At 67.3% G+C, this 13,711-nt stretch carries 11 protein-coding genes; 5 read left to right on the top strand and 6 right to left on the bottom strand.

What is annotated here, in order from left to right:
• Positions 1 to 16 precede the first annotated feature (16 nt).
• Positions 17 to 5,638 (top strand): DUF7927 domain-containing protein, encoded by a 5,622-nt coding sequence (locus tag ASD13_RS13025; protein WP_162246298.1) that lies wholly within the window; start codon positions 17 to 19, stop codon positions 5,636 to 5,638.
• 186 nt (positions 5,639 to 5,824) lie between these two features.
• Positions 5,825 to 6,370 (top strand): DUF6611 family protein, encoded by a 546-nt coding sequence (locus ASD13_RS13030; protein ID WP_327039545.1) that lies wholly within the window; start codon positions 5,825 to 5,827, stop codon positions 6,368 to 6,370.
• A 37-nt stretch (positions 6,371 to 6,407) separates the two neighbouring features.
• On the opposite strand, the gene ASD13_RS13035 is transcribed toward ASD13_RS13030, so the two are convergent.
• Positions 6,408 to 7,001, bottom strand: a complete 594-nt coding sequence (locus tag ASD13_RS13035; RefSeq protein WP_055869892.1) for a hypothetical protein — start codon at positions 6,999 to 7,001, stop codon at positions 6,408 to 6,410.
• Positions 6,998 to 7,525: a hypothetical protein gene (locus ASD13_RS13040; RefSeq protein ID WP_055869895.1), complete on the bottom strand. Its 528-nt coding sequence runs from the start codon at positions 7,523 to 7,525 to the stop codon at positions 6,998 to 7,000. The genes ASD13_RS13035 and ASD13_RS13040 overlap by 4 nt, the downstream gene beginning before the upstream one ends.
• Before the next feature lie 216 nt (positions 7,526 to 7,741).
• Here ASD13_RS13040 and ASD13_RS13045 point away from each other — a divergent pair, with 216 nt between their 5' ends.
• The 3 genes from ASD13_RS13045 to ASD13_RS13055 all read left to right on the top strand — a co-directional run bounded on the left by ASD13_RS13045 (position 7,742) and on the right by ASD13_RS13055 (position 10,993).
• A complete protein-coding gene (locus tag ASD13_RS13045) occupies positions 7,742 to 8,395 on the top strand; it encodes a GntR family transcriptional regulator (RefSeq protein WP_055869898.1) in 654 nt (217 codons plus the stop codon).
• Between the two features lie 203 nt (positions 8,396 to 8,598).
• Complete coding sequence (locus ASD13_RS13050; protein WP_055869903.1) at positions 8,599 to 9,618, top strand: TerC family protein; 1,020 nt, start codon at positions 8,599 to 8,601, stop codon at positions 9,616 to 9,618.
• A gap of 94 nt (positions 9,619 to 9,712) precedes the next feature.
• Complete coding sequence (locus tag ASD13_RS13055) at positions 9,713 to 10,993, top strand: hemolysin family protein (protein ID WP_055869906.1); 1,281 nt, start codon at positions 9,713 to 9,715, stop codon at positions 10,991 to 10,993.
• 43 nt (positions 10,994 to 11,036) lie between these two features.
• Here ASD13_RS13055 and ASD13_RS13060 read toward each other — a convergent pair whose 3' ends face one another.
• The 4 genes from ASD13_RS13060 to ASD13_RS13075 all read right to left on the bottom strand — a co-directional run bounded on the left by ASD13_RS13060 (position 11,037) and on the right by ASD13_RS13075 (position 13,584).
• On the bottom strand, positions 11,037 to 11,942 hold the full coding sequence (locus tag ASD13_RS13060) for an SDR family NAD(P)-dependent oxidoreductase (protein ID WP_055869909.1): 906 nt from the start codon (positions 11,940 to 11,942) through the stop codon (positions 11,037 to 11,039).
• A gap of 35 nt (positions 11,943 to 11,977) precedes the next feature.
• Positions 11,978 to 12,637, bottom strand: a complete 660-nt coding sequence (locus ASD13_RS13065; RefSeq protein ID WP_055869913.1) for a cation diffusion facilitator family transporter — start codon at positions 12,635 to 12,637, stop codon at positions 11,978 to 11,980.
• Positions 12,637 to 12,972 carry an ArsR/SmtB family transcription factor gene (locus tag ASD13_RS13070; RefSeq protein ID WP_017828075.1) on the bottom strand — a complete coding sequence of 112 codons (336 nt, stop codon included), beginning with the start codon at positions 12,970 to 12,972 and terminating at the stop codon, positions 12,637 to 12,639. Before ASD13_RS13070 ends, ASD13_RS13065 begins: the two co-directional genes overlap by 1 nt.
• A 63-nt stretch (positions 12,973 to 13,035) precedes the next feature.
• Positions 13,036 to 13,584 (bottom strand): hypothetical protein, encoded by a 549-nt coding sequence (locus ASD13_RS13075; protein WP_055869919.1) that lies wholly within the window; start codon positions 13,582 to 13,584, stop codon positions 13,036 to 13,038.
• Positions 13,585 to 13,711 lie beyond the last annotated feature (127 nt).

Here is a 13,711-nt window from a genome sequence, read left to right on the forward strand (position 1 = left end):
GGCGCGACCGATCGCGGTGGCTCTCACTGCTGCTCTGGTCGGAGGGGTGCTCTCTATCGGTGCGGGAGCCCTCAATCCGGCGCCGGCCCAGGCCGCACTGCTCGACCCGCTTACCTGTGGAGCGGTGTACGGGCTCGATCAGAGTCCCGCCGGTGCTGGTGCCAACCAGCACAACATCTACTCGCTGAACACGGCCAGCGGTGCCCTGACGGTGAACAACGTGGTCACGACCACGAATCTCCTCAACGCTTTGGCTGCCGACGGGGAGAAGGGGTTCTTCTGGATGGCCCAGCAGGCCACCAACCAGACGACGACCTCGATCACTCGGGTGAACGCGAGCACGGGAGCGACGACCACATCTTCCGTCTTCACTCTGACCGGGCTTCCCGCAACCAACGGCGGCATCGTGATGGGTGCCTACAGCCCCACCGCAGACATCTACTACTACGGCGTCGTCTCGTCGTCCGTGCTCTACATCTACGGGTGGAACACCATCACCAACGCGGCGATCCCGGGGATCATCGCGCGAGTCTCGCTCGGCGCAGGTAACAACGGCGACTTCGCCTTCGACACCAGCGGGCGCCTCTACATCGTGAGCGCCGGTCTTCTGCTGTCGGTGGACACTCCGATTCCCACTACCGGGACGGCGACGGGTCCGCTTCTCCCCACGACGTCGATCGCAAGTCCTCCCGGCGGATCGCTCGGTTCAGTGGCCTTCGGCAGCGACGGCCTGCTCTACCTGGCAGGGGTCCCCGCCGGCGGCACCGAACGGGTTCGCTACGCGGTGAACCCGTCATCGGGCCAGGTGGTCTCGACCGTCACCATGACACCGACCACGAACACTGTCGGTGACTTCGCTTCGTGCGCCTCCCCGAACGTGATCCGCGTGATCAAGGACCTTCCTTCAGGGCGGGTTCAGCCGGGAGACCAGTTCACCGTGTCGGTGACCGGAGGCGAGATCTCTCAGGGAAACGTGGGCACGACGGCGGGGACCGACGTCGGCCTGCAAGACACTCCTGCAGAGATCGCCGGTCCGGTCATCGGAACGGCGGGCGTGACCTACAACATCTCCGAGGTCGGGGCGAACGGAACGGTGCTGAGCACCTATGACACCGTCTGGACATGTTTCGATTCCGTGAGCCAGACCACCCTGGCGTCTGGGACGACGTCGTCGGGATCGTTCACGATGCCGGACAACGGGTTCGCGGGATCCGATGTCCTGTGCACATTCAGCAACGAGGCAGCACCGCCAGCGCTGGAAGTGACGAAGAGCTCGGACGCGACTGCGGATACGCGTGCGGGAGACACGGTCACCTACACGGTGTCGGCGACCAACACGGGCCAGAGCGACTACACGAACGAACTCCCTGCCGTCGTGTTCGACGACCTGTCCGGCATCCTCGACGACGCCACCTACAACGACGACGCCGCATCCTCTCTCGGGTCCGTCCCCTCCTACTCCTCGCCGTTGCTGAGTTGGACCGGCCCCCTCGCCGTGGGAGCAACGGTCGAGATCACCTACACGGTGACACTGAACAACTCCGGTAACGGAGTCGTGCGCAACGTCGCGTGGCAGCCGAATGACCCGGGCAACCCCGTGACGCCCGCATGCGATCCTCCTGTGAACGGGCAGGATCCAGTGACGGGTGAGCCGTGCGCAGTGGTCGAGTATGAGCTTCCGCGTCTGACGATCTCCAAGTCTGCGGATCAGACGGATCTCCCTGCTGTCGGAGGGGACGTGACCTACACGGTCACCGTGACCAACCCCGGTCCCGGCGACTACACTGCCGCAGCTCCTGCAACCGCCACCGATGACCTCTCCGGGGTTCTGGATGCGGCGACCTTCGATGACGCGTCGCTGAGCGCCGACGTGGGAACGGCGACCCGCAACGGGAACACGCTGTCGTGGTCTGGCGCGCTGGCCGCGGGGCAGACGGCGACCATCACCTACACAGTCACCTACACGGGTGGGGGCGACAACCGACTCACGAACAACGCCTGCGTCCCCTCGGGCCAGGTTGCTCCCGGGGCTCTCGCGTGCGATTCGGTCACCATTCCCGGTGCTGCGCTGCAGCAGTGGAAGGCCGCGACGCCGTCGTCTAACCCGGTCGTCGCCGGATCGACGATCACCTACACGCTGTACTTCGACAACGACGGACAGACCGCTGCGACGGTCGACGCCGTCGACGACCTGACCTTCGTGCTCGACGACGCCACGGTGACGACCGAGCCGACCTCTGCGAACGGCCTCACCGTCGCACGCAACGGTGCGCAGATCTCGATCACCGGTTCGGTGCCCGTCGGCCAGGTGTACACAGTGACCTACACGGTGACCGTCCTTCCTGACGACGAGCGCGGGGACAGCGTCGCCACCAACTTCCTCCTCGCTCCGGGCGACACTCCGCCGACGGATGGGGAATGTGTTCCGACCGATCCGAACGCCCCCGACTGCACGTCGACGCCGATCACCGGCATCACGTACGCGAAGTCCGTCGTGACCTCGGAGACCCCGGTTCGTGAGGGCACCGAGCTCACCTACTCCGTCACGATCACGAACACCGGTGCGACTTCGGTCGATATTCTCCGTGACGACAACCTCAGCGACGTTCTCGACGACGCCACGCTCACCGGCGCCCCGGAATCGGACACCGGGTCGGTGACGGTTGCGGGTCCGATCGGTGACGTGCTGGAGCTGCGGGGGACTCTTGCGGCCGGTGCCACGGCTGTCGTGACCTATACGGTGACGGTCAATGCGTCGGATGCTCGAGGCAACAGCCTGGCGAACAACTTCCTCGTTCCCCCGGGGACCACTCCGCCGGAGGCCTGCGACCCCGCGACCGAGCAGTGCACCAGCACGCCGATCCAGGGCTACACGGTCACCAAGACGTCCGACGTCACCTCCGCCGCTCCCGGCGGTGTCGTGACCTACACTGTCACGCTGGTGAACACAGGTGCCGTGGCGTTCACCGACGGATCTCCGGCGACGTTCACGGATGACCTCTCCGAAGTCCTCGATGACGCCACCTACAACGGCGATGTGTCTCCTGGCGGGACCGTCGCAGGATCCGATCTCTCCTGGGCTGGTCCGCTCGCGGTAGGGGCGACGGTGACCGTGACGTACTCGGTCACTGTGAATGATCCGCGAACCGGTGACGGCACGATGACGAACGCCGTCGTGCCCACCGCTCCCGGCGGGGACTGCGACCCCGAGGGCGCCTGCGTCACAGAGACGCCGATCTCGTCGTTCACGGTCTCCAAGACCGCGGACGTCGCGACGGCGATCCCTGGAGATGTCGTCTCCTACACCGTCACCGTCACGAACACCGGCGAAGTCGATTACACGGACGCCACGCCGGCATCGTTCTCGGACGACCTGTCGGGGGTGTTGGATGACGCCACCTACAACGGCGACGTCTCCGCCGGCGGTGCGATCACCGGCTCCACTCTGACCTGGACTGGCGCACTTGCAGCGGGTGCCAGCGTCGAGGTGACGTACTCGGTGACGGTCAACGATCCGATCACCGGTGATCGGAGCCTCCTGAACGTGGTCACGCCCACCGCTCCTGGTGGCGAGTGCGACCCCGACGAGGAATGCACCACGACGACCCCGGTGGCGTCGTACACGGTGAACAAGACCTCCGACCAGGCGACGGCACTGCCCGGCGGCGTCGTCACCTACACGGTGACGGTCACGAACAACAGCGACGTGGATTACACCGCCACCGCACCGGCAACGTTCACGGACAACCTGGCGGGGGTGCTCGATGACGCCGTCTACAACGACGACGCCTCGTCCGGGGCAACGGTCACGGGCAACGTCTTGACCTGGTCCGGAGCCCTCACGGCAGGGCAGAGCATCGAGGTCACTTACTCCGTCACCGTGGATGACCCCGTGACTGGAGACTTCGTTCTCCGGAACGCCGTCACCCCGACAGGCCCGGGCGGGACCTGCATCGAGGCCTGCGTGGTGGAGACGCCGATCGGGTCGTTCCGGGTCGTGAAGTCGACGGATACGACCGACGTCGTCCCCGGTGACGTGATCGAATACTCGATCACGGTGACCAACACAGGGCAGGTCGCGTACACCGACGTGTCGCCGGCTTCCTTCACGGACGACCTTTCGGCCGTGCTCGACGACGCGACATACAACGGGGACGGTGCGAGCAGCACGGGAAGCGGTGTCACGTACACGGCCCCGACCCTCGCTTGGTCGGGTGCACTGGGCGTCGGTGAGACGGTCACGGTCACCTACTCGGTGACGGTGAACGACCCCGCCACGGGAGACAGGCAGCTCGACAACGCCGTCGTCACCCCACCTGGCACGGGCGGCAACTGCGCACCCGGGTCCACGGACCCGGCCTGCGTCGAGAACGTTCCTGCGGGGACCTTCAGCATCGAGAAGTCGGTGAGCCCGGCAACGGCGCTTCCGGGTGATGTCGTCACCTACACGGTGACGGTGACCAACACGGGGCAGATCGCGTTCACCGATGACGAGCCTGCTTCGTTCTCGGATGACCTGTCGCGCGTGCTCGACGACTCGTCGTACAACGATGACGTGTCTCCTGGCGGTGCTGTCGCGGGGACGACTCTGACATGGTCGGGTTCGCTGGCGGTCGGCGAGGTCGTGGAGGTCACCTACTCGGTCACCGTCGATGACCCTGTGACGGGCGACTTCTCGCTTCGGAACGTCGTCACCCCGACCTCTCCCGGCGGGGAATGCGTCGAAGACGGGTGCGTCACGGTCACCCCGGTGGCTGGGTACACGGTCCGGAAGACCTCCGATGCCGAGAGCATTGTCCTCGGTGGGGTCGTCACGTACTCGGTGACCGTCACGAACGTGGGCAACGTCGCATACACCGACGCGCTCCCCGCGACCTTCGCGGACGACATGTCCGGCGTACTCGACGACGCCACTTACAACGACGATGCGACGGCGGGCGCGACGCTCTCCGGAACCGAGTTGACGTGGGCGGGCCCTCTCGAGATCGGCGCCACATCGACAGTCACATACTCCGTGACCGTGAACCAGCCGGCAACCGGTGACAAGTTGCTGCGCAACGCGGTCGTCGCAGACGGACCCGGCGGCGGTTGTGAGACCGAGAACGGCTGCGAAACGGTGACACCGGTCGCGACGTACAAGGTTGCGAAGACCGTCTCGAGCTCCACCGCGACGGTCGGCGATCGACTGACCTACACGATCACCGTGACGAACACGGGCCAGGTGCCGTACACCGAAGATGCGCCCGCGTCCTTCACCGACGACCTCACGTCGGCTTTGCGCATCGCCACCTACAACGGTGATGCGAGCAGCGGGGCGGTCTATGACGCTCCCGTCCTCTCTTGGCAGGGAGCGGTGGATGTCGGCGCGAGCGTCACGGTGACGTATTCGGTCACCGTGCGGGAGGTCGGACAGATCCGGAACGTCGTGGTCACCCCGGATGGTTCCGGTGCGAACTGCCCGACGGCGTCGGAAGACCCCGCCTGTCAGACGCTCACCACTGTAGTGCCGCCCCTCGCCATCACCGGCGGCGCCCTTTGGGTCGGTGGTACCGTCGGAGCCGCTGTGCTGCTCACCCTCGGCCTCTGGCTCGTCGCCCGTCGGCGACGTGAGTACGCGGAGACAACCACCCAGGCGTGAGTCGTGTGCTCGGGTAGTGGCCCACCACTACCCGAGCACACGTCCCGTCACGCAGGCTGCGTCGATCCGGTATGCCGACCGGCATCGTCCGGCATCCGTCGTCATCCCGCATGGATGCCGGCCGCGGCCGTATGGGTTCCGTCTGCACGGGTGCTTCGCGCGCGCGGCCGGAGCAACGTGGGAGGCATGTCCGTCATCTCCCGTCCTCCCGTCCCCTCAGACTCAACGGCGTCGAGGGCAGCGCGCCCTCCGCGGTGGGGATACCTGTCGAGGTCTGTGAGCCATTACGGCACCGTCGCGTGCGTGCTCGCGGTCTATCCGCCGGATTCCACAGACGAAGAACTCCGCCTCGCGGAGGCCCACCGCTGGTACACGCCGTTGTCGCTCGGCGGCGGGGTCGTGGCGTGGGTGGTGCTGTGCGCGGTGGGGATCTCTCCGTTGTTCGCGGCCGCGCTCCTGCTGGCCGCGCTGCTTCCGATCGGCATCGTGCTCTCCCGGCGGTCGCGCGACATCCGCCTCCGCACGGTCACCGTCTCTGCGTGCAGGGCGGGCCTCGGCGAAGACACCGAGGGAGAGCGCGCCCAGCAGCTTCGCCTGGACAGCCTTGCCGAGGCGCTGGGCGATGCCGCACTCGCGTGCCGCCAGGGCGTGATCGACCGCGACCGCTTCGACCGCATCTGGGCGGCGGCATATGCGCAGGCCGCGGCCATCGCCGCCACCTCCGCGCGGTGACGCTCACCGGGCAGAGGACGAGCCCGCCGGCGGCCGATCAGTCGACGCCTGCGTCGCTCTGATACTTGCGACACGCCCTGCCCGTCGCCTCGGTCTCCTCGGCGTCGTCTCTCTCTGCGCCAGGGTTCTCGCGGGGGACGACCTGGCTGAGCGAGAGAGTTCCCGTGCAGGTGAAGACGACGAGGTCGCCGCGCGCACAGGCCTGCGGAAGTCGTGCCTTCAGCCGGGTGCCGTCACTCGCCGTCTGCAGAGTCGTCGGCGCGAGATCTCGGGCACGTGGGGAGTGCAGAAGGTCGATGTGGGTGACCAGAGGCGCGAGCGCATGCAGGGCGCAGTCGACCGTCACCACGACCTCGCGGTGCCAGCCGTGGGGCTCTTCGCGAGCGATGATCCGTGCCACCACCAGCGTCACGTGCGCATCGGCCTCGGGGTGAACGGCGGACGGGCCCGTCGGTGCGATCAGCACGCAGGGGGTGCGCCGCTCTCGTGCGAGATCGGTCAGTGAACGTCCGGCGACCACGATGTCGTGTGCACGGACTTCCGTATCGGTCGGCCACAGCTTCCGCACGTCGCGTCGCGGGTCGTTCCACACGAAGGCCGTCGAATGCAGGACGGTGTGCAGCACGGTCATCGCGACGCCTCCACCCGGAGCGCCGCCGCGCCCACAGCGCGCGGCCGCACGTTTCGCAGCGTGACGGCACCGATGCAGGGGACGACCAAGAGATCGCCCTCTCGAAGGTCGGACGGAAGGACGGCGACCGGGTGCGGCCATGCCACGCCGCCCTCCTCTCCGGGGATCAGCTCGATACTTGTCGTCTTCGCCGAAGAAGCCCTGCCGATGAGGCGGCATTCCTCCCACGCCGCATCGACGCCGTCGAAGGAGCAGTCCGTCAGGGCGATGCGCTTGTCCTCCTGGGTGTCGACACGCAGGGTGATACGGAACAGCAGCACGGTCACGTCGGTGCCCGTGCCGGGTATCGGCAGGTCTCCGGTGAGCACGGCGGGTGAGCCGCTGATCTCGAACAGACGCATCAGCGAGATGCCGCCCACCACGACATCGGTGGTCGTGGGCTCCGAATGGGTCGGCCACCTCCAGCGGTCGAGGGGAGTGGGGATGCTCCGTCGCAGCGTGGGAAGGATCTCGGTGAGGGTCATGTCTCCGTCCTACGCTTCCGCGATCGTGCCGATGAAGGAGCCTGACGGAACGCATGCGCCTCCGCCCCGTTCGCTCACGAAGTCCGCACCCCTCGCGCGTCATGCCGGATGCGATACATTGCAGTGCAGGTAAGATTTCAGGCTTTACTGCGTCGACGTGCTCGAGTGGAGGACTAAGCGGTGGCACTCTCAGGTGGACCCCTCGAACGCAGGTCGATGAGCGATGAAGCGTACAACCGGTTGCAGGAAGCGATCATCAGCGGCGAGCTGCGTCCGGGAGAGCGGCTGCGCGACTACGAGCTCGCGGAACGCCTCGGCACCTCGAAGACCCCGATCCGCCATGCCCTCGACCGCCTGGCCGACCACGGCCTCGTCGAGATGCAGCGCAACCGCTACACCCGGGTCGCGCCGATCGATCTGGATCAGGTCCGCAATGCCGTCGCCCTCTTCGGCGACATCTGGATCGGCGCGGTGCGTCATGTGATGCCTCGGATCCAGGACGACGACACCGCCTACCTCGCCGAGCTCGCCGAGGAGATGTCGACAGCGGTGAAGGACCGTGACGTCGTCTGTTTCGGGGTCGCGCTTCGTGCGACCGCGACGGGTTTCGCGCGCATCGAGGGCAACGCTTCGCGGGCCGTCGTCATCGACCGCCTCGGGCCGCAGATCCGTCGGTTCAGCCAGCATGCGAAGGATGCGTTCGACTGGGATGTCGTCGGCGACTTCGTCGCCTCGCTCCGCGAGGCGATCCTCGAGCGCGATGCGAGCAAGACCCGTGCCGTCCTGGTCGCCTTCTTCGACGACGCGCTCCCCGCCATCATCGATCGCGCCGAGGAGCAGGACCTCACCCCCTCCGGCGCCCCGGAGTAGCAGACCGCCTTCATGGCGCTTTCGGCAGATCCACAGGAATCGCAGAGGGACTTCTTCTAATCTGAGAGATCCCAAGGGGAGTACTCCGACACGGTGGGGTCGTCATTACGGATGCATGTCGCATCCCGGGCCACCGGTTCCATGTCTCATGGAATGGAGAAGACTTTGGCGGTACTGTCGTACCCCGAGTCTGGAGTCCTCATTTGGATATCACGCCGCTGATCTGGGTCATCACGATCGCGATCACGATCGCCTTCTTCGTCTACGAGTTCTTCGCCCACGTGCGCACCCCGCATGAGCCGACGATCGCGGAGTCGGCGCGCTGGTCGATCTTCTACATCAGCCTCGCGCTGTTGTTCGGCGTCGGCATCGGCGTCTTCTCCGGATGGACGTTCGGTGGGGAGTACTTCGCCGGGTATCTGACCGAGAAGGCGCTGTCGATCGACAACCTCTTCGTGTTCCTCATCGTCATGACCGGCTTCGCCGTGCCGAAGAAGTACCAGCAGAAGGTGCTGATGATCGGCATCGTCATCGCGCTGATCCTCCGCGGAATCTTCATCGCCGTCGGCGCGACGCTCATCGAGAACTTCTCGTGGATCTTCTACCTGTTCGGTGCACTCCTGCTCGTGCTCGCCTACCGTCAGGCATTCAGCAACCACGAGAGCAACCCGGCCAACGGACGATTCATGACGTTCGTGCGTCGTCACCTCCCCGTCAGCGACGAGTACAACGGCGACCGCCTCACCGTGGTGAAGAACGGCAAGCGCTTCGTCACGCCGATGCTCCTCACGATCATCGCGATCGGGTTCATCGACCTGGTGTTCGCCGTCGACTCGATCCCTGCGATCTACGGTCTCACCGACCAGGCCTACATCGTCTTCACGGCGAACGCCTTCGCGCTGATGGGTCTGCGCCAGCTGTACTTCCTCATCGGCGGACTGCTCGAGCGCCTCGTCTACCTGGCTCAGGGGCTCGCTGTCATCCTCGCCTTCATCGGCGTCAAGCTCGTGCTGCACGCGATGCACGTCAACGAGCTTCCGTTCATCAACGGCGGCGAGCCGATGCTGTGGGCTCCCGAGATCCCGATCTGGTTCTCGCTGCTGTTCATCGCCGCCACCATCACGGTCGCGACCGTGGCCAGCCTTCTCAAGACGCGTCGGGCACCGGATTCCGTTCCGGCCGGCGCCGACACCACCACCCGCAACGACAAGGAGCACTCTTGAGCGCGCAGCGCTGTTCTGACTCTTCGGACTCTGACAGTACGAGCGCCCGGTTCATCCCGGGCGCTCACCCCACCACAGACGAGGCGGCCCGTTGATGGGCGACCTGCTCTGGAACATCGCCCTCGTCTTCGCGTTCGTGCTGATCGGCGGTGTCTTCGCTGCGACGGAGATGGCGCTGGTCACGCTGCGCGAGAGTCAGATCAACGCCATCGGTCAGCGCGGGCGCCGCGGGGCGAAGGTCGCCGCCCTCGCCCGCAATCCCAACACCTTCCTGTCGGCGGTGCAGATCGGTGTGACCGTCGCCGGGTTCGCCTCGGCGGCGTACGGTGCGACATCGATCGCGCCGTCGCTGGCACCGGTGCTGGAGTCTTGGGGCCTCGCCCCTGCTCTCGCGCTCACGGTCGCCACGCTCGTGCTCACCCTCGTGATCGCCTATCTGTCGCTGGTGCTCGGCGAGCTCGTGCCCAAGCGCCTCGCGATCCAGCGCAATGCGCAGTTCGCCTACGCGGTCGCTCCCGCACTCAACGGGTTCGCGACGGTCATGCGCCCGGTGATCTGGTTGCTGTCGGTGTCCACGAACGCCCTCGTCCGGCTGCTCGGCGGCGATCCGCACAAGACCAGCGACGAGATGACGGATGAGGAGGTGCGCGACATCGTGGCCAGCCATCAGGGGCTGCCCGATGACGAACGGCGCATCCTCGACGACGTGCTGTCCCTCCGCGGTCGCCAGGTCAGCGAGGTCATGCGACCGCGGCCCGAGGTCGTCGCCCTCGACGAGGCCGCGAGCGTCGGCGAGGTGATGGCGCAGGTGCGCGACCTTCCGTTCTCGCGCTACCCCGTCTCGGAGACCTCGATCGACGACATCACCGGGTTCGTGCACGTGCGCGATCTCTTCGAGGCCGCGTCCGACGATCCGACGCGTCCGCTGAGCGCGCTCATGCGCGACATCCCCTACATCCCCTCGACCGCACGTGTGCTGCCGACTCTGACCCGCATGCGCGCAGAGGGGCACCACATCGCGGTGGTCGTCGACGAGTACGGCGGGACTGACGGCCTGGTCACTCTGGAAGACCTCGTGGAGGAGGTCGTCGGCGAGATCTTCGACGAGTACGACGCCGAGGTGTTCATCTCGGCTGACGACGGTATCGACGGACGACTCAACCTGCAGGACTTCGAGGAGCTCACCGGGTTGGCGATGCCGCGCGGTTCGTCCGACACGATCGCCGGATTCGTGACGGAGCAGCTGGGGCGTCTCGCCGTCGTCGGCGACGTCGTGGAGGTGCCGGGCGCCACGATCCAGGTCGCGGAGCTCGATCGACGACGCATCGCCCGGGTGCGAGTCGTGACCGAACCGGTCGTCGAACTAGAGGCATGAGCTCGAAAGTCGGCGGCGGTGACGCTCTCGGTCCCGACCGGGATCAGGCCGGGAAGCGCACCCCGGTGATGCTCTCCGCCGCCGACCACAGAGCCGACCCGATTTCCGCGGAGCGCACCTCGTCGGAGGCTGCCACCCGTGCCGGCGCCCCGCGGAACTCGAGCAGTCCGCCAGGACCCCAGTAGTCCCCGCCGGCCACATCGGCCGCCGTGGCTGCATGCACGATCGGCAGTGCGCCGCCGTCCTTGCCCTGCACGAGCACGCGCGTCGGTGCGGCCAGGGCGCGGATGAAGCCGGACACCGGGGCGAGACCCGCACGCGGCGGGGTGAGCGGATCGACCGCGTAGCCGGGGTGCGCGCACACCGCCGAGCGCGAGGAACCGGACCAGCGTCGCGCCAGCTCGAACGCGAAGGCCATCAAGGACGCCTTCGATCGTCCGTACTGGCGGAGTGAGGAGCCGCTCCACGGGTCGTCGATGGTGTCGGGATCGAGGTGCGCGAAGCGATGGGCGATCGAGCCGACGGCGACCACACGCGCATCCGGTGAGAGGAGCGGCTCGAGCTGTGCGACGAGGGCGAAGTGGCCGAGGAAGTTGGTGCCCACCATGAGGTCGAATCCGTCGCTCGTGCGCGCCGACCGATCGGCAGCCTTCACCCCGGCGTTGCCGATGACCGCGTCGAGCTTCTCGTCCACCTCTGCGGCCGCCCTGGCCACGCTGTCGAGGGAGCCGAGGTCGAGCGACAGCACGCGCACGTCGGCGCCGGGCACCTGACCCCGGATCGCGGTGACCGCGGTCCGGGCGCGCTCGGGGGAGCGGCACCCCAGCAGCACGCGCGCCCCTCGGGTGGCGAGCTGCTCCGCGCACCAGTAGCCGATGCCCGCGTTCGCGCCGGTGACCAGCACCGTACGTCCGAGCAGATCTCCGGGTGGTGGGGGAGTGGCATCCATCTCCCCAACCTAGGCGCAGGTTGTGCTGCCCAGACTCAGCGGTCGCTCTCGTGCTGGTCGTCGTCTTCGAGGAGCATGCCGACCGAGGTCGCGCAGGCGTCACCCTTCCACGCCTCGATGCCCTCGCGCACCGCGAACGCGGCGATCACGAGCCCGGCGACCGCATCGGCCCACCACCATCCGAGCAGGGAGTTGGCGACCAGGCCGACCAGCGCCGCGGCGGAGAGATACGCGCAGAGGAGTGTCTGCTTCGAGTCGGCGACCGCCGTGGCCGAGCCGAGCTCGCGACCCGCGCGGCGCTCGGCGAACGACAGGAAGGGCATGACGACGACGCTGACGGCAGTCAGGAGGATGCCGATCGTGCTGTGCTCCGGGCGTTCGGCGGTGACGAGAGCCGTCACGGACGTCGTCGTGACGTAGATCGCGAGGGCGAAGAATGCCACGGCGATCACACGCAGCGTCGGCTTCTCCCAGCGCTCGGGGTCGCGGCGGGTGAACTGCCAGGCGACGGCGGCCGCGGAGAGGACCTCGATCGTCGAGTCGAGGCCGAAGCCGATGAGGGCTGCCGATGACGCGACGGATCCCGCACCGATCGCGATGACCGCCTCGATCAGGTTGTAGCCGATGGTGACGCCGACGATCAGACGGATGCGGCGGTGCAGGACGTCGCGTCGCGATGCGGTGGACGTGGTCATCAGCAGGTGCAGCCGTCGCCCGCGCAGCAGTCCGGCTCGACGATGAGCATGACGCGCATGAGCATGTCGAGGGCCGGTGCGAGGTGGCGGTCCGCGAGCCGATAGCTGCTGCGTCGACCGTCGGGGACGCTCTCGACGAGTCCGCATCCGCGCAGGCACGCGAGGTGGTTCGACATCGCCTGGCGTGAGACGCCGAGGGCGTCGGCGAGGTCGGCGGGATAGCGGGGCGCTTCGCGCAGTGCGAGCAGAACTCCGGCGCGGGTGGGATCCGAGAGCGCGTGCCCGAGTCGGGCGACGGCGGCCGTGTGGGTGAGCGAGGCGAGAGCGGTGGTCACGCACGCCATTGTACAGAAAAGGCTGAATTCAAGAAGTCTTGAATTCAGCTCTTCCGTGACGGATCAGCGGATGGCGTACACTGCGCTTCCGACGATGACGGCGACGACGGTGGTCCATCCGATGATCGCCACCGCCTGCCAGAACAGGATGCGCGCCCTGCCGATGCCGGACGCGGCGAGCATCGTCGCGGTGAACTGCGTCGGCAGCAGGAGCGGTCCGAGCAGGCTGACCCCCGGCACGCCGTAGCGTTCGAACGCCCGCTGGAACTTCTCACGTCGGGCGCTTCCGCGGCCCGTGTCCGAGACCTCCGCGACCGGCTCCTCGACCGTGCCCCCGCCGGCACCCGCGAGCGCTGCGGTCTTGGCGCGCGAACGGTTCACGACGGCCTGGCGCGCTCCCGAGCTCACCAGCACCACCACCAGGACGCAGAGGAAGTTGCCCACGATCGCGGCGATCGCGGCGATCACCGGGGAGATGCCGCCGAGGATGCCGATGCTCACCGCGCCCTCGCCCTCGATGAAGGGGACCGCGCCGGCGAGGGCGACGATGAGCGGCTGCACGAGGTCGGGGACCTGGGCCACCAGGTTCTGGAAGTTCTCGATGAGGTTCATGGGATGCTCCCGGTCGTCGGTGCGAACGGAGTCTCCGCCGCGATGACTCCAGTCCAGCCGAGCACGCCCTTCCGCGGCAGTGTCGACCCGTCACCGCTTCCCGGGCGGATCGCACGACGAGACCGTG

Origin of the sequence: Microbacterium sp. Root1433D1, from assembly GCF_001426835.1 — a bacterium.
Lineage (GTDB): Bacteria > Actinomycetota > Actinomycetes > Actinomycetales > Microbacteriaceae > Microbacterium > Microbacterium maritypicum.

What these genes read in the sequence shown, in the direction of transcription:
- ASD13_RS13055 (WP_055869906.1), top strand. Translation starts at nt 9,713, where the DNA reads ATGGGCGACCTGCTCTGGAACATCGCCCTCGTCTTCGCGTTCGTGCTG.
- ASD13_RS13030 (WP_327039545.1), top strand. Translation starts at nt 5,825, where the DNA reads ATGTCCGTCATCTCCCGTCCTCCCGTCCCCTCAGACTCAACGGCGTCG.
- ASD13_RS13035 (WP_055869892.1), bottom strand. Translation starts at nt 7,001, where the DNA reads ATGACCGTGCTGCACACCGTCCTGCATTCGACGGCCTTCGTGTGGAAC.
- ASD13_RS13065 (WP_055869913.1), bottom strand. Translation starts at nt 12,637, where the DNA reads ATGACCACGTCCACCGCATCGCGACGCGACGTCCTGCACCGCCGCATC.
- ASD13_RS13045 (WP_055869898.1), top strand. Translation starts at nt 7,742, where the DNA reads ATGAGCGATGAAGCGTACAACCGGTTGCAGGAAGCGATCATCAGCGGC.
- ASD13_RS13040 (WP_055869895.1), bottom strand. Translation starts at nt 7,525, where the DNA reads ATGACCCTCACCGAGATCCTTCCCACGCTGCGACGGAGCATCCCCACT.
- ASD13_RS13060 (WP_055869909.1), bottom strand. Translation starts at nt 11,942, where the DNA reads ATGGATGCCACTCCCCCACCACCCGGAGATCTGCTCGGACGTACGGTG.
- ASD13_RS13075 (WP_055869919.1), bottom strand. Translation starts at nt 13,584, where the DNA reads ATGAACCTCATCGAGAACTTCCAGAACCTGGTGGCCCAGGTCCCCGAC.